The following is a 25,431-nucleotide window of genomic DNA, read 5'->3' as shown; positions in this document are numbered from 1 at the left end:
CCGATTGGAATAACGAATGCGCACACTGAGAATTTTTATCTCGTCACCTTCAGATGTGCGGCCGGAGCGGGAGATTGTAGAACGAGTTGTCGCGAGGCTGTCCACCGCTTGGAAAGGACATCTTCAATTCGTTGTTGTTCGCTGGGAGCGAAAACATTTCGAGGCGGTGACAAGCTTTCAACAGGCCATCGGGAGTATGGCAGCATTTGACGTTGTAGTAGGAATTCTGTGGAAACGGGTCGGCAGCCCTTTAGCGCTTGATCAGTTTAGACGTGACGATGGCTCCGCCTACGAAAGCGGCACAGTCTTTGAGATTGAGGACGCGATTCAGCTGGGAGAGCGAAATGGATCCCCTGCTGTTTTTATCTACCGGAAAAGTGCGCCAGTCACATTTAGCGCTGAAAACGTTCGAGACGATGAGGCGCAATACTCGACCCTTAACGACTGGTGGAACCGCACGATCCGAGATTCGGAAGGTCACTACCGCCGCGGCTACTTGAGATTTGCGTCGTCGGATGAGTTCGAGCAACGTATTCAACAGATGCTCGAGGACTTCGTGCGTGACAGGGCTTTGGTGCCAGTCGGCCCCGCGTGGAACATCGATAAGGACGGCTCTCCCTATCCCGGGCTCCTGCCGTATGACGGAACATACAACCCAGTGTTCTTCGGACGGTCTCTCGCGGTCGCTGCGTCGCTAGCTGAGTTGATAGCAGCTGCGGAGCGCGACGCTCCTGTTCTAATAGTCGTGGGGCCAAGTGGATCTGGGAAGTCATCTTTGGTGCGTGCGGGTCTCGTTCCTGCTCTTGTTAACAGTGGGACTGCTGGAATTGACTTTTTCAGACAGGCGCTGTTTGAACCTGCACAGGATCCGATATTAAGTTTGGCCCAGCGTTTGTATGAGCAAACGGCGCTCCCTGAGCTTGGCGACACCCCACAGCCAAATCCGCGGAACTTCGCGACTCTGATTCGTCGATCTGCGGAAAGCGCTGTCCAGTCAGTTCGGTGGGCTTTGGAGCGCGCTGCCGAAGCGCTTCCGCCGCTTAGCGGCGGCCGGCAACCTGTCGGACGCCTCCTGCTCAATTTGGATCAGCTTGAGGCCATTCTCTCTAGCCCTGATTGCTCCATTTTAGCTCGGTTCGTCTTAGGTCTGGTTGAAAGTGAGTGCATTTGGTTGATAGGTTCGATTCGGGCGGATCGATACCAGGAGTTGCAGGCGGAGCCCGCATTTTTGGCCTTGCGGCGGCGAAGCGCGCTATTTGACCTTCCCGCGCCCGGCCCAAGTGAGATAGCCGACATTGTCAAGGGACCGGCTTACGCCGCTGGGCTGACGTTTGAGGAACGAGACGGACAGTCGTTAGCTCAGGTTGTGACGACGGCGGTCAGCGGCCATGACGCGCTACCTCTCCTTCAAATGACGCTCGCAAGCCTTTTCCGCTTGCGTGTTGGCACTCAGCTCACCTACGACGCGTATAACTCTATGGGGGGCCTTGAAGGGGCCATCGCAGCTCACGCGGATGCCATCTTTGCCTCGGTGTCACCCGAAGGCCAAACGACACTTGACGCTCTTTTTCGGTTTCTTGTCGCCGACATCGACGACCGCGGACGGCTCACCATCCGCACGCCACCTCGGTCGTCAATCTGTACGACTCAAGCCGCGACCGAGCTTCTGAAAAGCTTCACCGAGAATCGACTTCTCATTACTACCGAAAATGACGTTCGCCTTTCTCACGAAGCCCTTCTCAGAAATTGGCAGCGCGCAATCGAGAGTCCCGCACTGCAGCCAGATGCCATCCGCTTGCGCAGACAAATTGAGCCGGATTTGCGCGACTGGCGGAATAGTCATTCCGATTCCGATCTTCTGCAGGCAGGGACGGCGCTTTCGATCGCCGAACAAATAGTTCGCAACCATCCAGGTGCGTTCCCCCCAGAGCTGGACGACTACGTACTAACGTCGGCCCGTCGCGCGACGGAGCGAGAGAACACCGAAAGCAGACGTCTACAGTTTCAAACCCGTCGCGACCGTAGGATCAGGCAGGTGTCGATAGTCGCGGCTATATCTTTCGCGATCCTTAGCCTCGTTGCTCTAGAATCTTATCGGCAGGCAAACCACAACTTAGTCTTGGCATTACTAGCTAGGGCGGAGGACTTCCTGGCCCATTATGAGCCGGCACATGCCAGCGTCGTAGCCGGAAAATTGGCGACTTTTAGTGAATGGAGATGGGTGACCAACCAGATTGGCTTGACAGATGCCAACAGTGACGAGGCCGTGCAAGTGAAGACGATAGCGGGCATTTCCAATGCAGCTGTTATTCTTCCGGTTGAGCATTGGGAGGCTCCGCGTGGCGTAACATCCGCTGCCGTGAGTCCAGAAGGTCGCTTCGTTGCCGCAGGCTACACAGATGGCGAGGTCGTGATTTTTCGAGCAAACCATAGAGGAGAGCCTATACATCTACATGGACATAGGCCTGGCAGGGTCGATAGAGTTCAGTTCAGCCCCGACCGTCGGCTGCTCATATCTTATACGTCTGAGGAGGCCCTGCTCTGGGACCTTCGAGCGCGGACAGCGGAGTCCTTTTGTATTGGAGAGGAGAACATCACCGACGCTGCGTTAGATCCCACGTCTCATTTCATAGTCCTTGCCACGAAGGATGGAAAAGTAGAGGTCATCGATCTCAGCCGCCCACGAGCTGTCCCCCTTACGTTTCAAGATCATAGCCGGTGGACCACCGCGCTCACATTTAATACTAGCGGTGCTTTGTTCGCTTCTGCAGGTGACGATGGCTCTATAGTGCTAAGGCGCACGTCGGACTGGTCCGTCATAAGCAGGTTTGATGCCGGCATTTCTGACATTGTGGGCCTGAGCTTAAGCCCAGACGGGATGCATTTGGCGGTAGCGAGCGTGATGGGACCCACCAAAGTATGGGATGTCGGACCGGGAGGCGTCGCGAAGGTCGGAACCGTTTTACTTGCGCCCCCGGAGAAGCGATACAGGATACTTTATTCGCCGGATGGCCACTGGCTAGCGTTAGCTTCATGGGATGGTACAGTTCATTTGTACGATGGACAAACTCTTGCGTACAAGGGCACCATTGACAAAAATGATCAGCGTGTAAATCAAGTTGCCTTTTCTAACGACTCACCAACAAAGTTTCTGCTGACGGCTAGTGAGTCCGGCGCTATCCGACTCTGGAAGTTGTCCGATGTTAGACCGATGTTTCGAACTTACTCCGACGACTCACGCGAAACACAAATCGGTGTTTATAGCCCCGACGGAAAGTATTTTGTGAGTGGCGGCAAGGATGGTTTCGCGAAACTTTATAAGGTTGCCGTAGGTGGAGATTTGAGCTTCGTTTGTAGCGTAGACCATAGGCCGCATTGGGTGCTGTATGCGGCCTTTTCACCGGACAGTAAAGAAGTCGCGAGCGTAGGGTTGGCTGAGACGGCTTCCGATCCCAGCAACCTGATAAAGATTTGGCGTGTTCCCACATGCCAGGTGGAGCCCCAGTATTCCGGGTTAACTAGCGGTTACGTTGGCGGCGTTGCGTTCAGTCCACGCGGTAATACCCTCGCTTGGGGAGATTATACCGGGCGAATCTATACAGCCGCGCTTTTTCCTCACTCGCTGAAACAAGAGCTCACGCCGCGAGCGCATTTTGGAACAGTCACAGATGTCTCCTTTAGCCACGACGGAGATTTACTCGTCTCTGGAGCCAGAGACGGATCGGTCGCCGTTTGGGACATGCACAGCAGATCGCTATCTGCGCAATTGCGAAAGGCTGGAGGACCGCCCGTCGAAACGGTCAGTTTCAGCTCGGCAGGACTAGTCGCGGTCGGGGGATCGGAGGATAGCGTCTACGTGTGGAACGTTCATGGGCAAGCGCGCCTTGTCGCGAGACTGCCTATACAAACTGGAACATACCGTCTCGCGTTTAACAGCAGTGGATCAAAACTCGCGGCGGGCAGTGTGGCGAGGTCCATTTCGGAATGGTCGACCTTGACTTGGCGCAAGACGTTGCAGCTCAACGTTCTTGTCGGGCTGCGAAGCGTTTTTGGTTATCGACGAAAGACGGATGATCTCGCTTTTGACGGGGAGAACGGACTAATAAGAATAATGCCGGGCTTGGCCAAAGAAGCTATCGACGATTCAGAGGGTGACTTAAACGGCATTGCAGTTAGCTTTGATCATGACCCAATCGATCTAGCGGAAGCTAGAAGCTCAGGAGATATAACGCTAAAGGAGCAGCCCTGTTCGCGTGTCCAGTTGGGACAGCTCATGCTTTCAAGCGGAGAGAAGTAAGTGCGGCGTAGGCTCTCGCTGAGCGCCTTAATCCATCTCGAAGGCAAAGCGACCGAACGGGCCACGAGGCGCATTGCTACCGTCCTTCCGAAGCGGCTGGGACCAGCGCAAGGCCCGTCGTCGGCCTCGTGCAGATTGCGATTCCCCTGAACGCCATCTCTTCAGCCTCGGAGTCCGGCCTCTGTTCGGCCGGAAGGCGACCCTCACCTCGAACGCCGCATGTTAGATCGAAACCGAAATCCCTCTTTCAATTCATCCGAAACCGCTTGGCTTTTGGTTTTGCTCCGCATAGGCTGAACCAGCCCTGAGATCCGGTGGAACCTCTAGCCTTTTAGCAAAGCTTCGCTTTGGGCGTCGGTCGCACTTTCCTGCCGGGTGATCAGCTCGGCTCAAGCCGAGGGCGCGTGACCAATAAGCTGGCCAATTGTCCACGTATTGTAAAAAGCTCGAATGTCTCTGATATAATCCGCCTGCATTGTGCGAGAAAGTCAGGGGAGCGCTGAGGGTATCCCCGCGGTCACCGTCTTCAATTTGGATTCAAGTTCCGACTAGCTCTGATGCCGCAGGAGCTATTGAACGGAGAGTGTCAAGGTCAGGCCTTAACTACGAGGGTCAAGGACGCTTCGTGGCCCCATCTACCACCTGGGAGTCCGAGCCTCAGTACCTCTCGAACGGCAGGAAAGATTGATTATAGCATTGGTTGTGTGCTCCGAAAGAGGTTCCAAGCTTACGCAGTGGATATAAGATACGTCCGAGTCTTTCACGACGGACAGGATATGGATAACGGGCAATGGATTGGTGTTGGGCTACGGCATACCGAGCTGTTAGGAAAAACTTTCCAACACAGCCTGCCCTTGCGCAAAAATGAGCACAAGCGTCGATTTTGACCGCGCCATCACCATCCAATGCGCACGCTCGGCTGCAGCGCCGATCGTCGTGGGGGGCCGTAAGCGAGCTTCGATAGTCAGACGAGCTTGCTCATGAGGGCAGGATAAGACCCATCGATAGCCGGCTTAAGTATGAATATCGGCGGATGCACGCTTTACTGCTCTCCGCCAATCCGCCTCGCCGCCGGCCCAAGTCTTTAAAGATTCACTTCGACGGACATTCTACCGCATGATTGACAGCGTATTTCAAGGAAGCTTATTCTCCAGTGACTTTTTAACGGAATCCATCTGCCGCCTAGCGGACTGGTCGTCCTTCGACACCACCGGGCTGCTAGCGCTGCAAAGCAACCTGCGCGATATCTACGCCCGCTTTCCGACCACGAAGACGCCAAACGAAAGCCAGACTGAGGACGATTTGATTTGGCCGATCCTTGTTCAAATGGGCTGGACTGTCAGTCTGCGGCAACAGAACCTAGCGGCCAAAGGACGTGACGACGTTCCAGACGGTCTCCTGTTCGCCGACGATGGGCAAAAGCGCCGCGCCAACAGCTTCGGCGAAGAGTGGAAGCGTTACGGCTTCGGGCTAGCGGTCGTTGAGTCGAAGCGGTGGGCGCGTCCTCTTGACCGGCGTTCCGGCCGGCGCGGCGAGGAGACCGCCCCGTCGACCCAGATGCTTCGATATCTGCGACGCGTCGAGGACCTGACGACCGGAAAGCTCCGTTGGGGCATGCTCACCAATGGGAGCCGCTGGCGCCTCTACTACCAAGGTGCGCGTTCTGTCTCTGAGCAGTTTTTCGAGATCGACCTTGCCGCCGTTCTCAACATTCCTGGCCATAATGAAGGGCTGTTCGCGCTCAGCGAAGTTGACCGCATGCATTGGCTTAGGGTGTTTGCCCTCATCTTTCGGCGAGAAGCCTTTCTCCCGGCGCCAAGCGATAGCCGAACCTTCCATCAGCGCGCCCTTGAAGAAGGCCGTTTTTATGAGGAACGTGTCGCCAACAACCTGTCGAACTTAGTCTTTCAGCAAGTCTTTCCCGAGCTGGCGCAGGCCGTTGCTACCGCGGTGCCCGCGGCACCGTTGCAGCAGGTTCGTGAGGCAGCTCTAATTCTTCTATATCGATTGCTGTTCATCCTCTACGCAGAGGATCGTGACCTCCTCCCTGTCCGGGACAGCCGCTATGACGATTATGGACTTCGCGAACGGGTGCGTGGCGATGTCGGAAAGCGAAAGGATCGTAATGACAGCTTCTCCACGACCGCCGCCCGCTACTGGACGGCGATCGATGATCTGTGCCGCGCCATCGATGACGGAGACGCTTCGATTGGTCTGCCACCCTACAACGGCGGCCTGTTCAACCGCATAAGGACGCCCTTGCTGGCGTCCATCCGGCTTGGCGATGCCGTCATGGCAAATGTTATTGACGCACTTTCGTTCGAACGAACGTCCGAAGGCCGGAAATACATCAACTACCGCGACCTGAGCGTTCAGCAGCTTGGGTCGATTTATGAGCGCCTGCTCGAACATGAGATTACGAGTGATGGGGACGCAATCGTTGTGCGGCCGAATTCCTTCGCTCGGAAAAGCTCCGGCAGCTACTATACGCCAGACGACCTAGTCATGCTTATTCTAAAAGAAACCGTCGGACCGCTTGCTGCCGCGCCGATGAAGGCCTTTCACGCCAAGATCGATGAGTTGAGCGGGGGCGACATCGCGGAAGACCTCCGTCTAGGCTCCCTGAGGCGGCTGGATCCCGCTGAGAAATTATTGGACCTCAAAATTTGCGATCCAGCAATGGGTTCAGGTCACTTCCTTGTCAGCCTTGTCGACTACCTTGCGGACCAAGTCATCGCTGCAATGGCGGAAGCCGAAGCAGCCGTTCCTCACTATCTCTCCCCTTTAAGCGACCGTATCGACGCCATTCGTAACACTATCCTCAGCAACGCCGAGGGACGCGGCTGGACGATCGACATCACCCAACTCGATGACCGCCACATCATCCGCCGAATGGTCCTAAAGCGCTGCATCTATGGTGTTGACAAGAATCTAATGGCCGTCGAACTGGCCAAAGTCTCTTTGTGGCTGCATACCTTTACGGTGGGCGCTCCGCTGAGCTTTCTCGATCACCACCTGCGCCGCGGTGACAGCCTTTTTGGTTCATGGGTTAAGGATGGGATCGACAAGGCTAGACTCCATGGAAGCCCACTCCTCCTGCACGCACCGATCACTCGCGCTTTACGAGCAGCGTCCAAGATGCAAATCATCGAGGGCCTGACGGACGCCGAAATTGTTGAGGCGCACCGCTCGGCAGACGTATTCGCTGAAGTGCAGGAAATGACCGCACCTCTTGATGCGCTCCTAGCGCTGATCCATGCTTTTGACTGGTTGAATATTCGTCGAAATTCCGGCGAGGCCAGACTGCGGAAAGCATTTTTCGATGGCCAGTTCGGCGATCCCATTCATATCGCGCTCGGGACAGCTAGAGTAGACATCCGCCGCGAGGACGGAAAACGTTTCGCTGTACTTTTAGACAAAGCCCGGAAGCTCAAGGACGAAGAGGGCTTTTTGAACTGGCAGGTCGCCTTCCCGGGCATCTGGTCGGATTGGGAAAGTGAGAGCCTGACGGGTGGCTTCGACGCCCTGGTCGGAAATCCTCCCTGGGACAGGCTCAAACTGCAGAAAATTGAATGGTGGGCGGCCCGCAAGCCGGAGATTGCGCGGGCGGAGACCGCTGCACTTCGCTTGGACCTCATCAGTGCCGCTGAAGCAGCATCTGATCCGCTGCACGCAGACTACGTGCTAGCAACTGAGAGAGCAGAGGCGGCAAGCCGACTTGCAAGAACGGGCGGAGACTATCCGTTCCTTTCAGCCGGGGATACAAATGTGAATTCGCTCTTCATCGAGCGCGCGCACATGCTCGTGAAGCCTAGCGGCATTGTTGGGCTACTGGTCCCTTCGGGAATTGCATCCGATCAAAGCTCCGCACCTTTCTTCCGGAAGATGACAGAGGAACGCAGGCTCGCGTTCCTTATTGACTTCTTCAACAAGCGTACGGACGGAACGCTGTTCTTTCCTGACGTCTATTATCGCTTCAAGTTTTGCGTCTATGTAGCGGGTGGCACGCGGCGCCAGTTCGACGCTATCAAATTTGGGTTCTTCATTCGCGATCTAGAAGAGCTGCGCAATCCTGACAGGTTGTTCGCAGTGATGCCCGAAGATATCGCGCGCATCAATCCAAACAGCCGTACTGCGCCGATTTTCCGAACCCAGCGTGATGTCACGTTGACGAAGGCACTCTACGGTGTTCGTCCTGTTCTTATCGATCGAGCGGTTCAGCCTCCTGTGAAAACGTGGCCGGTCCGCTATGTCCGGATGCTTGATATGGCGAATGACTCCGACCTCTTCCTTAACCCGATTGCCCTCGACAAAATTGGGGCATACCCGATCGGCTCGAACATTTGGAAAAGAGGAAAAGCGGAATATCTCCCGCTTTACGAAGGCAAGATGGTTCAAGCATTCGATCATCGCGCCTCGGATATTCTCTTAGCAGAAGGCAATCTGTTCCGCACTGGACAGGGCCGCGACTTGACAACCGATGATCATCGCGATCCATTTCGCGTGCCTGTGCCGCGATACTGGATCAACTCCGAAAAAGTCGAGTGGACCGCTCCGACGCAATGGTGTTTAGCGATTAAGGACGTGACTTCTGTTACGAACGCACGGACCACTATCGCTGCGATCATCCCCCGTGTCGGCGCTGGGCATACACTGCCTGTCATTTTTCCCGAGCGAACGAACACTGCGGAAGCAGGTGGTTCTGTCCCGCCTGCGTATGCCGAATTCGCCGTTCTAATGCTAGCCAATCTCAATAGCGTTGCCCTTGATTATCTCGCTCGCCAGAAGGTGCACGGCAATCACCTTGCGTGGTATTTAGTTGAGCAACTTCCGTTCCTGACTGCAGCAGATTATCAACGCCACTTTGGCTCCCAGACCGCAGCCGAAATTATCCGCGCAGCTGTCCTTGAGCTGACTTACACTTCGCATGACATGGCACCGTTCGCTCGCGACATGGGTTATGTCGACGACAAGGGCGATGCTAAGCTCCCTTTTCTGTGGGACGAACGAAAACGAGCGGGACTTCGGGCAAAAATCGACGCTCTGTATTTTCACCTTTATGGTGTGACCGACCGTGACGACGTGCGGTATATCTACTCGAGCTTTCCGATCACCGAACGGGAAGAGACTTCGAGATTTAAGCGCTACCAGTCGCGCGATCTTTGTCTAGCGTGGATGAATGCCCTCTCAGCCGGCGACCTAGATACTGAGATCAAGCTTTAGAAGTGGTAGATAAGGACTGCAACCTTCGCCGCTGCAGGCAACGAGATCAACATTGGGAGAAGAGATACCACTCCCTTGACTGAAATGGTGGCCGAGAGGACTGCAAAGCGAAATGAATATTGGAAGCGGGGCCGGGCGGCTAGTCTCCGAGGCTTCTCGCGAAAATGTGGTACGGAGAAAGGCCCCAAATGAAAGAGTTATACTAGCTCTAAAGGGCGGCGACGCGCGCACATCCTGCCTTCGTTAGTGTCCCATCAAGATCAACTTGAGTCCCGGGAGCCGGATGTGAGTCTCTAGCGCTGGCACCGAATCGCAGGAGGCTGCAGATGTGGACCGTCGAGAACCGCGCGCGATATGACCGTAGCAAGCTGCGCTATCCAGCGTTTGGCGGATGAGGAGTGGTCTCTAGCCCGGAAGGAGTTCCCGCGTGCCAAGCGAGGTGGCAACAAGCGAACGGTAGACGTGCGCGAGGTCATGAACCGTCTAATGTATGTGCTCAGCACTGGCTGTCAGTGGCGGTGCGCAAGCCCGAAAGATCTGCCGCCACGAATTACTATTTCTGCCGCGCGCAGTACGACGAGACGCTCGAACGGCCGCGTCATGCACTCTGATGTGCTTTGCTGCGAGCAGGCGGACCGCGAAGGAAGTCCACCATGCCATCAACGATAGCCAGAGCGTCAAGAGTGCTGAAAGAGTGCGCGCCGGATCTATCCGCTGGGCTTTGATAGCGGCAAGAAGATCAAGGCAAGAAGCGGCATGTCCTTGTCGACACGCAGGGCCTGCTGATGGATGGCATCGTCCACGCACCCGATATCCAAGATCGCGACGGCGGCGTGCTGCTGATGGCGAGGTTGTTTGGGCTCTATCCTTTCTTGCTGAGGCTCTATGCCGATGCGGGGTGTCAGGGTCCGAAGGTTCAGCGGGGCCTGGGCCGGGTCTGCGGCGAAGTGAACGTCGGGATCGTGCGACGGTGCGACACAGGCAAGTTCATCCTTCTGCCCAATGCTGGATCGTGGAGCGGACCATCGCCTGGTTGAACCGCTGCCGACCCCTGAGCAAGGGTTGGGGATGCCTCAACCACAATGCGCGGGCATTCCTCCTTTGGGCGTCAGTTCGCCTGATGCTGCGAAGGCTTCGCCAAGCCTCGAAATGATCTTGGACCGACTCTTAGAGCGCCCCGACGATTTCATCGTCATGGGTTTGATTGAAGTAGCGGCGGTAGATTGCCACGACAGCGTCGCTGACGTGACTTCGCGCCATCTGCTCGGGAGTGAGCGAGCCCACGTGGTCCGAGGCCGAGTCGATTTCTAAAGCTACCGCGTCCGGACCAATCGAGACGACCTTCATTCCTAAGCTCCTGGGAGCGACCGATTCGCGGCCGCTTTTCGACACCGGGAAATAACCCGAGATAAGACGAGCTTATATGTCGGGAGCACGCAGCACTTCAATCGTTTCGTACACTATGCCCTGGGCGATGGCACGGAGCAGGAGGAGCAGATGGGCATTTTGGACCGTTGGCCTGAAGAAGTCGGGGACCTTCGTGTCTAAGTCCGATGAGCCGAAGGAGAGGACGCCGATCGTCGCCAGTGGGGAGGGACGGTCCTTATCTTGCTCGTCCCGGTGAAACACCGGTATGGCCAGCATTGTCCGCGAGACGTTGCCGGCTAGCGGCACGGGCCTAACAAACACGCCGCGGTCGGCATGGCTCTCCCAAGGAATGGGCCGCCGCTGCAAGAAGCACGCGCCGGCAATCCCATCGCCAAGTGGGATGACAAAGTCTTTCCAACCCGGTGTCGAATGAAGGGAGTCTTCCCAGAACACTGGGCGGACGGCTAGGCGAACCGGGTCGTAGACGAACAAGGACACGTTTGTGCTCTCGCCGTTCATCCCCGACCCGAGCCGTTTGCGGAACTCCTCGGCTAGAAGCGCGAACATCGATCGCGCCTTGTCGTCGCGCGGTGTTGCTACCGCCCGGTCTACCATGCCGAGAAGTGCCTCGCGCAGTTGCTGAGTCTGTCCCGATATGCCTTCCGACAACTCTTCATTGGGCAAGGGCCAGTATATTCGATAGCGGTAGCCAACCATCGGGCGGCGGATAGTGGCGCTCCAGCGCTCGCTGACCCGGTCGTAAACGAGACGGCTTGTCTCGGCCTCGCCCGTGTCCTCGTCGTATCGGACCGGGGTGTCGGGCAGCTCCGCGTTGCCTCGCTGGCTTACCTCGAAGCCCGGAAAGCCCCGTCGGCGGTGGCAGCGAATGCGCGGGCGCACGTCGGCCAGGGTCTTCGGCAGGCGAACGCTGAGTGTGAACTCTTCAACCGGATAGCTCACATAGCCGCCGACCCATTCGGTATTATCGGGCTCGCCTCCCTCGAAGGTGGCACGCTGCGCCGCTTCCCACATTGTCATATTCATACTGTTGGCACAGGCATAGGTCACTGCGTAGCCAGTCGGACGATAGTTCAGCGGTTCAGGCAGCACGACGATCTTACGGTGGGGGTCCCCATTGCCGCATGGGTCTGCCTCGATCCGGAAGCCATTAGCAGCTGTGGTTGCGTCAAGCGCGAGATCGCGGGCGAGCCGGCCATGAGACGGCATGCTCACCACTTGTGGGCGATGCACAATCTCCTGCTGGCGCTCCTTTTTATAGTCCTGCGAGCGGCAAAGCCCGCTGACTTCGTCGCGAACTATTAGCGTGCCGTCGGGCTCGACATCCATCTGCAGCTCTCGCCTCGCGGCGATGACGGGATGCCGTCTTGACGAGCGGGTAAACGCTCGTTGCCTTACGAGTTGGAAGCTCTCTTCGTATAGCTTCACCTCCGAGCCGCGTACCCCCCGCGGGTTTGGTCCTTTACCACCTGATCCATAATGGTAACTCTCGACCGCAATGCGTCCGTCGTCCTCGATTGTGACTAGGTTGAAGCTGTTGCGGTGAGGTTCGTCATCCTTAAGCTTAATAGCAGCACTCCCAGCTGAGACGACGGCGATTTGGTGCCCCTCGGGAGTCTCCGGCTCGAAGTCCACGCGGCAGAACTGGGCCCGATGCTTATGACCGTGCAGTACGAGGTCGAAGCGGTGCCGGGCCAAGAGGCCCAGGACATCGCCCGCATTATGTAGCACCATCAGCGCCTCGGAGCCGATCAGCTTGCCGCCGGTTGCCATTACCGGCAGGAGGTGGTGATGGATCACCGCCACCCGTGCCAGGTGATCATACGGCGTGTCCTCCAACTTCTGGTCCAGAGCCGTGAGGTCATCTCTGCTCACTCGTCCCGTGGCCGCAGGTACATATCTATCGACCGCATTTGAATCGATCAGGGCGAACAGGACGCCGCCGTGTGCCTCAACCCGCGGCGGCCGGGTCGGTGGGCGCATTAACCTCGCCTTAACGTCCGGACGGTTGCGCTGGCGCGAAGCGTTACGCCCCCCACGCAGGAAGGAAATGGTGCGATCCGCAAGTACTGCGAGCGAGCCTCTATTCTGGGGTTGAAATCCAGGTGAGTCAGGGGTGCCATCGGACATTCCGACGGGATGAAATATGTCCTCATACATGGGCAAACGACCGAGCCGCGGCGCGAGTCCTAAGGTAAAACCGCGCCGCGTGGCGAGGCCAAAGGGAAATAAGTCATGATTGCCCGGCACTTCAAGCAAGGTGGCCCCAGTGTCATCCGCGAGCTTGTCTAGTTCATGCTTGGCTAATTTCAGGTTGTCATCGCGGGGGTCGTCTACGAGGTCACCAGAAACGACCAGGATCTGCGGGCGCAAACCGGCAATGGTTTTGGCCACGCTGCGCCAAGTGGCGTCGTGATAGGTTCCGCCGTAATGCAAGTCGGACAGATGTATGATGCGGATGGGCACGGAGCCAGCCTAAGCCTGGCCGAGCCCAAAATGGAAGCGTGACGTTCTCACCGCCTCGGGCAAGGAAGTGATTGTAAAAGGATCCTCGAGTCGCGCCATGCGCACGCGGTCCTTTGCCCATGGCGGCGAGCGCCGCTACAACCGTACCCGCGTCCAAAGGGCTAATGCAACGCCCAACCGGCTCATGGGTCACTCGCACGGGCACTGCAACCGCCGGTGAGGACCAAATTCTAGTCACTTATTAGCCCTCTAAGTAATTGTAATGACGACAATCCTACTGTCCACGTTGGTAACACGGGTTCGAATCCCGTACGGGACGCCACCTGTTTTCCCCAGCCATATCAACGATCAGCATGGCAACCGCCATTCTCCTCGGTCTGACCGCAAGTCGCGCTATGTGCCTGCTCCCGCGCTCAGTGCTAGTAGGGGCTCACAGACGCGTGAGGTCACCAGGGGAGCGGCTCCATGGCGGAAGCGATTGAAGATCAGGACGCGCACGAGATCGCGGTGGCGGCCTATCTATACTTCTATCCTCTCGTCACGATGGATCTCACGCGCAGGCAACTAACGAACATTGCTGAGCCGCAAGGCATCCATGGCCCCATGAATACCTTCGTCAGTGTCGCCGCGTTTCCGCCGGCGGAGATGAAGGCTGTGGTTCGTCCGAATTTCGACACGCTATATTCCAGCGCCTGGCTCGATTTGACCAAGGAACCGATGATCGTCTCGGTTCCGGATACGGCGGGGCGGTTCTACCTGCTGCCGATGCTCGATATGTGGAGCGATGTTTTCGCCTCTCCGGGGTGGCGCACGACGGGAACGCGAGCGGGCGATTTCGCGCTTGTGCCGCCGGGCTGGAATGGGCCGCTGCCGGCGGATGCGGTGAGGATCGATGCGCCCACACCCTATGTCTGGATCATCGGGCGCACGAAAACCGACGGTCCCGCCGATTACGACGCTGTGCATAAGATCCAAGCCGGTTACAGGATCACCCCGTTGTCCCGCTGGGGTAGGGTGTGGGAGCCCGCGACCGGAACCGTCGATCCGAGCCTTGACATGAAGACGCCGCCGAAAGTCGCGGTCGATAGGATGCCCGCCAGCAAGTTCTTCGCTTATGCGGCCGAGATCCTCAAGCTGCAGCCGCCTCATGTCACCGATCAGCCGATCCTCGCACAGATGAAGCGGATCGGCATCGAGCCGGGCAAGAGCTTTGATCTCGACAAACTCAGTTCCGCGATCAGGTCCGGGCTTCAATCCGCGCCTGAGGAAGCGTTGAAGTTGATGGCCTGGAAGGTTCCGACCCTCGCATCCGTGACCAATGGCTGGTCGATGAACACCGATACGATGGGCGTCTATGGCAATTACTATCTGAAGCGGGCAATCGTCGCCCAATTGGGCCTCGGCGCCAACCTGCCGGAAGATGCGATCTACCCCCTCAATCTCGCCGATGAGGCCGGCAAGCCGCTCGGGGGCTCGAGCGCCTATGTGCTCCATTTCGACAGCTCGGCCAAGCCGCCGGTCGACGCCTTCTGGTCGATCACGCTCTACGATGACGACGGCTTTCAGGTCGCGAATACGCTCAACCGCTTCGCGATCAGCAGTTGGATGCCAATGACATACAATGCGGATGACTCACTCGATCTCTATGTCCAGAACGCCAGCCCCGGGCCTGACAAAGAGGCGAACTGGCTGCCGGCACCCAAAGGCACGTTTAACCTCACGATGCGGCTCTATGCGCCGAGAAGCGAAGCGCTCACGGGCAAATGGAACCCGCCCGCCGTGGTGAACTGCTCCGCCTAGGGCAGCCGCAGGCCTCGCGCTGGGATTGGATCGTCACGGTCCAATGACGGAGGCTATTCGCCGAGGGTGAAGGCCATCATCGTGGCCGCTGGGATTGCTCGGTATCCGCATGCTGCTTTGCTTCGTCCTCGGTTTCCTGCAGGACCTTCTCCTGGGCTTTTCCCAATCGCGGGAAGTGATGGACGGCGCGCTGCCTGATCCGGACAGCTACATGCGTCTGGTCCGGCTGCACGACATGATGGCGGCTCACGCGCCGCTGCAGGCGGTGGCGCGGGATGCGTCGGGGGCCGGAACAGTTCTCGCCTGGTCGCATTTGCTGGATTCGCTTTTGTTGCTGCTTGCCTGGCCGCTCGGCTGGTTTCTTGACCCGACGAAGTCGCTGCTTTGGGCGGGGATTCTGCTCGGACCGCTGAGCGTCGGGCTGCTGTGCGCGAGCACCGCCTGGGCTTGCGCGCCGCTGACGGACCCCGCGTGGCGCTGGACGACGGCGGTCGTCGCCCTGACCTATGCGCCGATTGTCGACTACGCCCTGCCGGGGGTGATCCACCATCACATCCTCGTCGCCCTGAGCGCGACATCGACCGTCGGCTGGGCCTTTCGGGGTGCCGGCGGCCGCGCCTCCGCCGGATGGCAAGCCGGTCTCTGGGCCGCGATCGGCTTATGGTTCAGCCCGGAGACGATGCCCTTCACGCTCATGGCATTCGGTGCATTGGGGCTCGGATGGATGACCGCGAGGCCCGAACGCGCCGCTGGGCGGAGCGTCTGCGCGATGGGCACCGCGCTGTTGCTTGTGGTCATGCTCGTTGTTGCTGTCGATCCGCCGAGTGGTGGCTTCTGGGCACCTCAAATCGATCGTGTTTCAATCGTCTATGTTTGGATGGGCCTGGCCTGCCTGTGCATAGGCTGGGCGGCTTGGGCCCTCGACCGGGCCGGTTTCGCGGGCGTGCGACGGGTGGTCATCGGCGGCTTTCTGGCGGCTGTGCTCCTGGGGGCATGGATCCTTCGCTATCCCTCCGTCACTCTTGGACCGTCCGGGTTGCTCACGCGCGAGCAGAGCCGTGCGTTTTTTGGCCTCATCGCCGAGATGGCGCCGGCCGATACCGTTTCGACTTTCTTGAGCACTGTGTTGCCGGGCCTGCTTGGTGCCGCAGTCGTGATCGCGATGGCGCTCCGTCGTCGGACGGTTCTGTGGGGCTATGCGGTGCTGTGCAGCCTGTTCGTTGTGGCGCTCGGCATCACGCATATTCGGTTTGGCACCTATGGCGCGGTGCTCGGGGCGGGCGCCTTGCCGGTCGCGCTGTCCCCGCTTCGGCACCGCTTTGGTCCGGCGCATTTTCGGGCGAAGGCATTGCTGCGGATCGGGGTCGCGGCGGTCTTTCTGCTCGGGCCTTTCGCGGGCCTGCTGGCGGATGATGGGTCCGATGATGATCACGATACCGTCTGCTCGGTTCGGGCCGCCGTGCCTTTGCTGGCGCCCTTTGCCGGTCAGGTGGTGCTCGCGGATGTCGATGATACGCCGGAGCTTCTCTATCGGACCGGGGTGCTGACGGTCGGCTCCCTCTATCACTCAAATATCGCGGGTTTCATGCGGCTTCGCGCTGCCTGGCGGAGCGCCGCTTCGCGCGTGGAGCCTGAGGCCCTGCGCAACACTGGAGCAGCGGCGATCCTGGCCTGTCCGGGTGCGGCGCGCTCGCTGTTGGTGCAGGATTTGCCGCCACAGACCCTGCTGGACCAACTGGATCAAGACCGTCCGCCGCCATGGCTTGCGCTTGTCGCCCGTGGTGCCGATGGATCAACGCTTTACCGCGTCCGGTAAGGAGTCAAACGCGTCGGCGCCCAGGAAAGGCCGCTGGACGGCTTAAGCAATTTGGCTCGGCGCGCGATTCTGCGTGGCAATTGCCGACGGCCTTGGCCACGATACCTCCGAAGGGAGCCGGGGATGGTAGAAAGGATGGATGCAAAGGACGTCAAAATCGCCCGACTTGAGGCAGCCCTGAAATATACCTGCGAGCTCAGCGCGATCCTGGCCGCCGTGGAGACCAAGCCGCGTTCCGCGGAGACGCAGCGGAAGCTCGATCGCGCCTGGAGCCAACTTATCGTCACCCTTCCGCCCGAACCGCGATTGGACGATTGGTCTTCCAGGACGGGATGATCCAACCGTCGCGGGCGCCTCGGCTGTCTAGCCTCGGCTCTCCCTCGTGTATCTGATCGTCCGACTCTCCTAAGGATGGTCCGAACAACGCCTTGACCGCCATCAAGATACGCAGAGGCCGGAGATCTCAACCGCTTGCGTTGTTTGGAGGCATCATGAATTTACTCGGTACCCCTTCAGGTCGCTTTCCCGAGGTCTCGCGTGGTCAGCCAGCGCCTGCGACCCGCGTCATTGAGGAGGAGCCGAAATGGCGGCACAAGCCCGCCCTTTCAAATGCCGATGCTCAATCGAAAGTCATTCCAACAAGGTGGCGCGCATTCCAAAAGCATGCGCTGAAGGTGCGAGCTGAATCCGCTGAGGACAGCCACGTGATTGGCATCGCGCTTCGCAGGATAGACATTCAACTTTCGTTCTGCGGCCGCGTTGTGCAGGACGGTGTCCTGATGCCTGGGATGTCGGTTGTGAATGCGCCCGGCCTTGTCATTGACGGCCTACTTCGTGGACCGACGGACGTTCTTCACCTGCATATCCCGAACGAGATCATTGCCGAATGCGGGAGATACATGGAGTCGCGCGGCACCGCGGAGCTCCCTTCCGGGCCGAGTTCCGCGCGAGATCCGGCCATAGAACGCCTTGGGATGGCCTTGCTTGAAGCGGACGAGTTCGGCAGCGCATTCGGGTCCCTCTACGCGGATTCCATCAGCATCGCGATCGTTACCAGGCTTTTGGACACGGCACGCAAGAGGAATCACTCCGAGCGGCCAAAGGCCTCGGGACTTGCGAAATGGCGGCTCAAGCGGGCGCTTGATTATATCGACGGCAATCTCGGTGAAGCGGTCAGCCTTGCCGACCTTGCCTCCGCCACCGGGCTGACGCGGATGCATTTCGCCGCGCAATTCCGTGGCGCAACCGGTTTGCGGCCGCATGATTACCTGCTCCGCCGCCGCATCGAGAGAGCGCAAACGATGCTGCGTTACTCGAATAACTCGATTTTGGATGTCGCCTTACAGGTCGGCTTCCAGACCCAGGCCCATTTCACCTCCACATTCCGGCGCTTTGTCGGTGAGCCACCCAATGCTTGGCGCCGGGCGCAAAATATCGGGCCTTGAGCCGGACCGACGACGGCCCTTTCCCGGCGACGGCTACGCCTGGAGACGGTGCCGGAAGTGCCTCGAACGTGCGTTTGCGACAAATGGCGTGCGATCCGGCAAAGTGATCTCAGCGACGATGCCGTACCGTCGTGCAGTGAGACAATCCTCGGCCCGGGAGCCGTGCGTCAGCGGGCGTTGGTTTCGTCGCGCGCCGGATCTGCTGACGGCAACAAGGAATGAGAAAGAAAGATGACAGACAGGAAGCCTGGCGTGGCGCCTAATACCGCGCTCGTGACCCATTACCGCACGGCCATGATTGACGGCGTGAGCATCTTCTACCGCGAGGCTGGCCCATCCGATGGGCCCGTTGTTGTGCTGCTCCACGGCTTTCCGACCTCATCGCATATGTTTCGTAACCTGATCCCTGTACTCGCCGACCGCTACCATGTCATTGCGCCGGATTTTCCCGGCTTCGGACAGAGCGCGATGCCTAAGAATACCGAATTTTCCTATACCTTTGGCAAATACGCAGAGCTGATGGACGGTCTCCTCCAGCAACTTGGGATAACGCGCTACGCGATGTATGTGATGGATTATGGCGCGCCGGTCGGCTACCGCCTCGCGCTGCTGCACCCGGAGCGGGTCAGCGCCCTGATCGTGCAGAATGGCAATGCCTATGAGGAAGGTCTCAAGGAGTTCTGGGACCCGATCAAGCTCTACTGGGCGGATGGCTCGGCGGCCCATCGCAAGGCGCTGAGTGTCTTGGTGGCCTCTGCCACGACGAAGTTCCAGTACACGGATGGCATGAGCGATGTGTCGCGCATCGATCCGGACAACTGGCAGCATGACCAGGCTCTGCTGGATCGACCGGGCAACGAGGATATCCAGATGGACTTGTTCTACGACTACCGCACGAATGTCCCGCTCTATCCCAAATTCCAGGCCTTCTTCCGGGAGCGGCAGCCCCCGACGCTGATCGTCTGGGGCAAGAATGACAAGATATTCCCGGCCGATGGCGCTGGACCCTATCTTCGGGATCTTCCAAATGCCGAACTCCACCTTCTTGATACCGGGCATTTCGCGCTTGAGGATAGGCTGGATGTCATGGCCCCGCTGATCCACGATTTCCTCGACCGCACCAACGCGCGATAGGCCGAACCCGTATCCGTCGGTGGCTCAGCCGACAAAGCGTGGCCGGCTGAGCAGGCCTTCCTCGATTTCGAGAGTCTTGCGGTCCCATTGCTGGGTGCTCGCCGCGGCCTCGTAGGTGCTCTGCAGAAATGCGAGCAGAGTGGTGTCCGGATCCTTGGCGGCTCGAACGACATCGTATGGCAGTATGAATTCGCCAAGCTTCGGGTCGAACTTCGCTTCGCTCGGCAGGACCGGGGCGCGCGCGAAGTCGGGAGGGGCAGGGTAGCAGTAGGAGTAGAAGGCGGCGTGGAGAACAGTGCCGCCGCCGGGCCAGAAACCGGCGCTCGACACCTCATGCGAATAGGCTTCGCGTGTCACGGGATCCGGCAAGTGAGGAACGCCGCCCGGGTGCAGAGGCGCGGGGCGGCCGGAGAACCGGGTCACGGCAAGGTCGAAGCTGCCCCAGAACAAATGGACAGGACTGCACTTGCCGATGAATCGCGTGCGGAAGCGTTTGAAAACCCGGTCGCACTGGACGAGCGCGAGCCAGAAGCGATGCGCGGACTCCCTGTCGTACTCTCGCATCGTTACGTCTTCAGGGAACGGCGTCGGATCTGCCAGTTCGTTTGGATGGATATCGATTTCGACTGGGACACCAAGCCTCGTCAACGTTTCCAGAACCTTCGAATAAAAACTCGCGACGCTGCCGCAAGAGAGCGGAATCTGATCTTGGCCGCCGTTGCTCACTCGAATGAGCAACACATGTGAGATGAGATCAAATTCGAGTTCAAATGCGAGGGCGTCGTGCGGAATCAGGCTCGTCGTCAATCCGCGTGCGGAGGCATAGAATGTCGCGTGCCAGGCGTGATTTAACCAAGGCGTTCGGGCCAGGCGGATCTTGCCGACAATTTGCGTCCAAAGCTGCAGAGTTTCGATCGTGGGTCGAAGCGCATCATAGTCCAGATGGGGCCAAGCACTATCCGAAGCTGGTCGCGCCACACGCATTCTCCCTGGGCACTAGGCGGAGCACGAATATTCGCACAGAACAGCGGGTCACTCAATACAACCTACGGAAGCCAATCCGTATCTAGCCCTTTGGAGGCGACTGCAATACTGGCAGCGCCGCTGGTCCAAGACCAGGCGAAGGCCAGATCTTCCCGCCCGTCAATGTTGCACCGCGCCCGGCTGGTTGAATATATCGTCCGGGCCGAGGAGGCGGCAGGCGTCACAGCCGATGAAAACAAAATTCCGATCATTGTCGGGGTGCCCACCGCGGAGAAATTCGGGGTAAGCGGACAGTCGAGGGGACAGATCGAGGCGTTGCGCTTCGCCTTTGTTTCCGGCGGTAGGTTGCCCGATGGCACTGTGGTTCGAGGCAATCACTTCCTCAATAGCCGCAAGGTGTGGACGGAGCGCTTTGTCATCGGCATCCAATCATTTCAGTTTACCGGTGAAATCCACAACTTCGTTCAGGCCGTCTGGAAAAAATATCAAAGTGAAGTTCCGATCCTTTTGACCGAGCATGGGTTTGACGCGGTTCAAGCCGCGTTGCCGATATATCAAGGCAACGGCGGAACCCATGACGAAGCAAATCAAGCCCGAATCGTCGCGCAGCAGATCGCCAACACAAACAATACCCGCGCGTATTATGCGATTTTACGAAGAATGTGTTTCTTCCAGTGGCTCAACACCTATTACAAATGCGGCGACCCGAGTGGAGGAAAAGCGAAATATAGCAACACCTGCACGGAGGGGAATTTCGGCCAGGTTAAATGGAATGAGTTCGGTGCGCCTCCGCCAACTCCGACCAGAACGGGGAAGACCAGAAAAGGCCAGACCTATCCGATCGACCAGGCAAATCAGAAGCCTGCCGTCTACGAAGCGGTGCGGATCGGTTTCTTCGGGTCCTGATTAGCTTCGCGCCCGTGCCCGCTCGGTGCGAGCGCGCCATCGGATTGATTTTCCTCGGCATAGATGACGTCGCTTCCATTGCCCGAGAGATGCTCCGGTTGCCTCGCCTATAATGGTCGCGCTGGGAATGCTCCCACCGGCGCTCGCGAGAGCGTCACAAGGATTCGCAAATCCAGAAAAATCGAAATCCGACTATTATTGCCCGACCAGAACGCGGAGGCGCTCTCGCAGGATTGAGGTCTAATTTGGCGGAAGTCCAAGCGTCTGGACCCCGATGCCAGTGTCGTCGGCGTTTGCGCGCCGGGTGATGAACCGCGGCCGGAGAAACTCGCGAAATGTGGCCGCGCGTTAGACCCGGGAATTGCGTTGTTACTTGAGGAGTCGAAACCAGGATGCCGGCAGGCGTTCCTCTCATCCCGTTCTCCTGCGGACAAACAACTTTTGGCCGGCGGGGAGAAAAACGCAACCTGTAAGTGCAATTGCGAAGCGAAATGCAACTTGCACGCGTCCATCTAGCGTCCGGGGCGGAGCTGGGTGGTCCGGAGTCGCCGCGATTGGGCTGAAAAATTGCCCCGTTTTTTAGCCATTAGGCGTATAACGGGGGGCGGCCTTTCCCGTGCCAATTGCTATCCGTGAACCAAGACGGCGGCGCCGCTTGGGCGATGGATGATCGACGCCTGGCTCGAAATCGAGGTAGAGGATTACGGTTTCTGTCTGTTGCTTTATCGCAATGAAGACGACCATAATGGCGCTGAGCGATGCCCCGGGCCGGGCCGGTCGATGTCGCCTGGAATGTAAAGTGCCTCTCGGAAGTGTCGCTTGACGATCCGCAGCGCTACGCTTGGATAAAACAAAACGGCTCCGCAAAGGGGCTTGCAGGGGTGAGGGGAAATGAAAATCTACGAGGTCAAGGCGCATTGGGATGGCGAAGGACGGCTCTGGCGAGCCGAAAGCGAGGATGTGCCGGGTTTGGTGGCTGAGGCGGCGACCGTGGAGCTACTGCTACGTGATCTGCGCGATCTTGTGCCCGAGTTGCTGAGCACCAAGGTCGATCCCTATCACGCAAGTGGCCCAATCCCGTTCAGACTGATTGCCGATCGCGCCGAATGGGGTGCCCGCCACTTTACCTAACGCCTCATGCCCAGCTTGCATCGACCACAATAAAGCTCGCCGACACCGCGCCGTTCCAGGCCTCGGCGCGGAGGTGGCCTACTAGATGGAGCGGCCGGCCGGAGGGGTCGAGCAGCGCCTCCGCGACCGCGCCGGTCTTGCCGCGAAACAGCACCGCTTTCAAACGGCCGCCATCCTCGCCAGTGAGGAAAGCCCGGACCGTGGCGCCATCTTTCCCGATACGGTCAGCGCGGCTGACCCGGGCATGCGGCACTACAAGCAGCGGCTCGTCATTGCCCGAACCGAAGGGGGCGAGGCGTAGCAAATGTTCTGCGACTTCCACGGTGGCGCCGCGAATGGCGAGACTTCCCTCGATGGTGAGTGCCGCGGCGCGGGGCATGGCCGTCGCCGCGTTCAGCTGTGTGTTGAGGAAGTCGTGCAAGGCCGCAATCCCGGCCTCGGGCAATGCGAAGCCGGCCGCCATGGCGTGGCCGCCGCCTCGGTCCAGCAGGCCGCTTTGGCGCGCTGCCAGGATCGCGGCGCCAAGATCGAGGCCGGGCATGGAACGCCCAGAACCGACGGCATTGCCTTCCGTGATCGCGAGCACGCAGGCGGGGCGGTTGAAGCGTTCCTTGAGGCGGCCGGCCACGATGCCGACGACGCCGGCATGCCAGTCGCCCGCCACCAACAGCACGGCACAGCCGGACGCGACCTGGGCCGCCGCCATGGCGATGGCCTGTTCCAGAACACCCGCCTCGATCTGCTGACGCTGGCGGTTCACCCCATCCAGGATTTCGGCGATTTCCCGCGCCTCGGCGGCATCCTCGGTGAGCAGCAGCCGCAGGCCGAGACCGGAATCGGAGACCCGCCCACCGGCATTTATGCGCGGGCCAAGCGCGAAACCGCAGGTCATCGCGGTGGGCAGGCCGCGCACCTGCGCGACCTCCAGCAACGCCGCCACACCCGGCCGCAAGCCGCGCCCCATGACGCGCAAACCCTGGCCGACCAGCGCGCGATTGAGGCCCGTCAGCGGCATCACATCGCAGATCGTCGCCAGCGCCACAAGATCGATCAGCGCCATGAGGTCGGGCTCTGGATGGCTCGTGAAGAAGCCGTCCCGCCGCAGCACCCGCATCGCCGCGACCGCCGCGAGAAAGACCACCGCCGTGGCGCAGATATGGCCGTGGCCGGAGCTGCAGTCGAGCCGGTTGGGATTGACCGTCGCCAGCACCGGCGGCGGCGGTCCCTCGGCCTTGTGGTGGTCGAGCACGATGATCTCGGCCTCACCCGCCATCGCCGCGAAAACGTCCGTCGCTGCCGTGCCGCAATCGACGCAGAGGATGAGTGTGGCGCCTCGCGCGCAGAGTCCGCGCAGTGCTGGCAGATTGGGGCCGTAGCCCTCTTTCATGCGGTCGGGCACATGGGTATGGACGACGCAGCCGAGGCCGCGCAGCAACTGCGTCATCAGCGCCGTCGCGCAGGCGCCGTCCACGTCGTAGTCGCCGAAGATGCCGACCGTTTCACCCGCGCGCACGGCAGCCGCGAGGCGGGCAGCGGCAATGTCCATGTCCGAGAAGCAGGACGGGTCCGGCAGCAGCGCGCGCAGCGTCGGAGCGAGGAACTGCGCCGCCAATTCCTGCGTCACGCCGCGCATGGCGAGCAGTCGGCCCAGGATCTCCGGCAATTCGAGCCGCTGTGCGAGGCCAAGCGCCTGCGCTTCTGAGGCCGTCGCGGTGGAGGGGTGCCATACCCAGCGTCGCCCGCCGAGGCTGAGCTCGACACCAAGCACAAGTTCTGAGGGGGACGCGGCCTCTGGCTCCGGCAAGCGAGTGACGGCGCTCAAGAGAAGTCCGATGCGAAAATCGCCAGTGTCGATATCACCCGCGCGACCAGGTCTTCGTGCTGAAATCGTGATGTGCTTCCACGAAACGCACTGTGCCGGATTTGCTGCGCATGATGACCGAATGGGTCACGGCGCCGTCCCCCTCGCGCATCACGCCGCGCAGCATGGGACCGGTAGTGACGCCGGTCGCGGCAAACATCACGTCGCCACCAGCCATTTCGTGCAGCCCATATTTGCGGCGCGGATCCGTAACACCCATGCCGTGGGCGCGGGCGATCTGGGCGTCGTCCTCGAACAACAGGCGGCATTGCATCTGCCCGTTGACGCAACGCAAGGCCGCCGCCGCGATCACGCCCTCGGGCGCACCGCCGGAACCAAGATAGATATCGACGCCGCCCTCCGGCCGGCTCGTCGCGATGCAGCCCGCGACATCGCCCGCGGAGATCAGCATGATACGGGCGCCGGCCTCGCGGCACTCGGCGATGATCTCCTCATGGCGCTCGCGGTCGAGCAGGCAGACGACGAGATCCGAGACATCGATCTTTTTCGCCCGCGCCAGGTTGCGCAGGTTCTCGCGCGTCGGCGCGTCGAGGTCCACGACGCCCTGCGGCAAGTTGGGGCCGACCGCGATCTTCTGCATGTAGACATCGGGCGCGTGCAGGAAGCGTCCCTTATCGGCCAGCGCGATCACCGCCATGCCATTGGCGGCGCCCTTGGCGACGATCTCGGTGCCCTCAAGCGGATCGACGGCGATATCCATTTCCGGCCCGCCCTGGCCGACCTTCTCGCCGATATAGAGCATCGGCGCCTCGTCCATTTCGCCTTCGCCGATGACGACCGTGCCGGAAATGGCGACAGAGTCGAAAGCGTGGCGCATGGCCTCGACGGCGGCGCCATCGGCGGAGTTCTTATCACCCCTGCCGATCCACTGCGCGGCCGCGATGGCGGCGGCTTCCGTGACCCGCACCAGCTCGAGGGCGAGGTTGCGGTCGGAATGCTGCGGTGTCTGTAAGACCATGGG

Annotated in this window: 14 protein-coding genes and 1 pseudogene; 10 read left to right on the top strand and 5 right to left on the bottom strand. The window is 59.5% G+C overall.

From position 1 onward, the window contains the following. The first annotated feature begins 16 nt into the window (after positions 1-16). The 3 genes and pseudogenes from GSQ83_RS02215 (at position 17) to GSQ83_RS02205 (ending at position 10,673) form a co-directional block, all read left to right on the top strand. On the top strand, positions 17-4,297 hold the full coding sequence (locus tag GSQ83_RS02215) for a hypothetical protein (RefSeq protein ID WP_158801082.1): 4,281 nt from the start codon (positions 17-19) through the stop codon (positions 4,295-4,297). Positions 4,298-5,413: 1,116 nt separating this feature from the next. Then, the gene (locus GSQ83_RS02210; RefSeq protein WP_158801081.1) at positions 5,414-9,520 is read left to right on the top strand and encodes an Eco57I restriction-modification methylase domain-containing protein; all 4,107 of its coding nucleotides are present in this window, start codon (positions 5,414-5,416) and stop codon (positions 9,518-9,520) included. Positions 9,521-9,846: 326 nt separating this feature from the next. Next, positions 9,847-10,673: pseudogene (locus GSQ83_RS02205) on the top strand (IS5 family transposase). A 14-nt stretch (positions 10,674-10,687) separates the two neighbouring features. Here GSQ83_RS02205 and GSQ83_RS02200 read toward each other — a convergent pair. Next, positions 10,688-10,867, bottom strand: coding sequence for a hypothetical protein (locus GSQ83_RS02200; RefSeq protein WP_158801080.1), 180 nt, complete (start codon positions 10,865-10,867; stop codon positions 10,688-10,690). A 72-nt stretch (positions 10,868-10,939) separates the two neighbouring features. Next, complete coding sequence (locus GSQ83_RS02195) at positions 10,940-13,372, bottom strand: metallophosphoesterase (protein ID WP_158801079.1); 2,433 nt, start codon at positions 13,370-13,372, stop codon at positions 10,940-10,942. A 465-nt stretch (positions 13,373-13,837) separates the two neighbouring features. Between GSQ83_RS02195 and GSQ83_RS02190 the strand changes: the two genes are divergently transcribed. The 5 genes from GSQ83_RS02190 (at position 13,838) to GSQ83_RS02170 (ending at position 19,567) form a co-directional block, all read left to right on the top strand. Continuing rightward, complete coding sequence (locus GSQ83_RS02190) at positions 13,838-15,172, top strand: DUF1254 domain-containing protein (protein WP_158801078.1); 1,335 nt, start codon at positions 13,838-13,840, stop codon at positions 15,170-15,172. Between the two features lie 109 nt (positions 15,173-15,281). Continuing rightward, on the top strand, positions 15,282-16,988 hold the full coding sequence (locus GSQ83_RS02185) for a hypothetical protein (RefSeq protein WP_216849871.1): 1,707 nt from the start codon (positions 15,282-15,284) through the stop codon (positions 16,986-16,988). 123 nt (positions 16,989-17,111) lie between these two features. Next, positions 17,112-17,324, top strand: coding sequence for a hypothetical protein (locus tag GSQ83_RS02180; RefSeq protein WP_158801076.1), 213 nt, complete (start codon positions 17,112-17,114; stop codon positions 17,322-17,324). Positions 17,325-17,692: 368 nt separating this feature from the next. Continuing rightward, positions 17,693-18,433 (top strand): helix-turn-helix domain-containing protein, encoded by a 741-nt coding sequence (locus GSQ83_RS02175; protein WP_158801075.1) that lies wholly within the window; start codon positions 17,693-17,695, stop codon positions 18,431-18,433. A gap of 231 nt (positions 18,434-18,664) precedes the next feature. Further along, positions 18,665-19,567 (top strand): alpha/beta fold hydrolase, encoded by a 903-nt coding sequence (locus GSQ83_RS02170; protein WP_158801074.1) that lies wholly within the window; start codon positions 18,665-18,667, stop codon positions 19,565-19,567. A 24-nt stretch (positions 19,568-19,591) separates the two neighbouring features. Here GSQ83_RS02170 and GSQ83_RS02165 read toward each other — a convergent pair whose 3' ends face one another. After that, positions 19,592-20,545, bottom strand: coding sequence for a DUF5996 family protein (locus GSQ83_RS02165; RefSeq protein ID WP_216849870.1), 954 nt, complete (start codon positions 20,543-20,545; stop codon positions 19,592-19,594). A gap of 96 nt (positions 20,546-20,641) precedes the next feature. On the opposite strand from GSQ83_RS02165, the gene GSQ83_RS02160 reads away from it, so the two are divergent. After that, complete coding sequence (locus tag GSQ83_RS02160; protein WP_158801072.1) at positions 20,642-21,457, top strand: hypothetical protein; 816 nt, start codon at positions 20,642-20,644, stop codon at positions 21,455-21,457. Positions 21,458-22,348: 891 nt separating this feature from the next. Further along, a complete protein-coding gene (locus GSQ83_RS02155) occupies positions 22,349-22,588 on the top strand; it encodes a DUF1902 domain-containing protein (RefSeq protein ID WP_158801071.1) in 240 nt (79 codons plus the stop codon). A 4-nt stretch (positions 22,589-22,592) separates the two neighbouring features. On the opposite strand, the gene recJ is transcribed toward GSQ83_RS02155, so the two are convergent. Next, positions 22,593-24,410 carry a single-stranded-DNA-specific exonuclease RecJ gene (gene recJ / locus GSQ83_RS02150; protein ID WP_158801070.1) on the bottom strand — a complete coding sequence of 606 codons (1,818 nt, stop codon included), beginning with the start codon at positions 24,408-24,410 and terminating at the stop codon, positions 22,593-22,595. A gap of 34 nt (positions 24,411-24,444) precedes the next feature. Further along, the gene (gene glpX, locus GSQ83_RS02145) at positions 24,445-25,428 is read right to left on the bottom strand and encodes a class II fructose-bisphosphatase (protein ID WP_158801069.1); all 984 of its coding nucleotides are present in this window, start codon (positions 25,426-25,428) and stop codon (positions 24,445-24,447) included. Positions 25,429-25,431 lie beyond the last annotated feature (3 nt).

The sequence above is a fragment of the Acidisoma sp. L85 genome (assembly GCF_009765865.1).
Taxonomy (GTDB): domain Bacteria; phylum Pseudomonadota; class Alphaproteobacteria; order Acetobacterales; family Acetobacteraceae; genus Acidisoma.
Note: the sequence above shows the minus strand (reverse complement) of the source record. Positions and strands in the feature narration are given on the sequence as shown.

What these genes read in the sequence shown, in the direction of transcription:
- GSQ83_RS02215 (WP_158801082.1), top strand. Translation starts at nt 17, where the DNA reads ATGCGCACACTGAGAATTTTTATCTCGTCACCTTCAGATGTGCGGCCG.
- GSQ83_RS02180 (WP_158801076.1), top strand. Translation starts at nt 17,112, where the DNA reads ATGGTAGAAAGGATGGATGCAAAGGACGTCAAAATCGCCCGACTTGAG.
- GSQ83_RS02210 (WP_158801081.1), top strand. Translation starts at nt 5,414, where the DNA reads ATGATTGACAGCGTATTTCAAGGAAGCTTATTCTCCAGTGACTTTTTA.
- GSQ83_RS02170 (WP_158801074.1), top strand. Translation starts at nt 18,665, where the DNA reads ATGACAGACAGGAAGCCTGGCGTGGCGCCTAATACCGCGCTCGTGACC.
- GSQ83_RS02190 (WP_158801078.1), top strand. Translation starts at nt 13,838, where the DNA reads ATGGCGGAAGCGATTGAAGATCAGGACGCGCACGAGATCGCGGTGGCG.
- GSQ83_RS02200 (WP_158801080.1), bottom strand. Translation starts at nt 10,867, where the DNA reads ATGAAGGTCGTCTCGATTGGTCCGGACGCGGTAGCTTTAGAAATCGAC.
- GSQ83_RS02185 (WP_216849871.1), top strand. Translation starts at nt 15,282, where the DNA reads ATGCTGCTTTGCTTCGTCCTCGGTTTCCTGCAGGACCTTCTCCTGGGC.
- GSQ83_RS02155 (WP_158801071.1), top strand. Translation starts at nt 22,349, where the DNA reads ATGAAAATCTACGAGGTCAAGGCGCATTGGGATGGCGAAGGACGGCTC.
- glpX (WP_158801069.1), bottom strand. Translation starts at nt 25,428, where the DNA reads ATGGTCTTACAGACACCGCAGCATTCCGACCGCAACCTCGCCCTCGAG.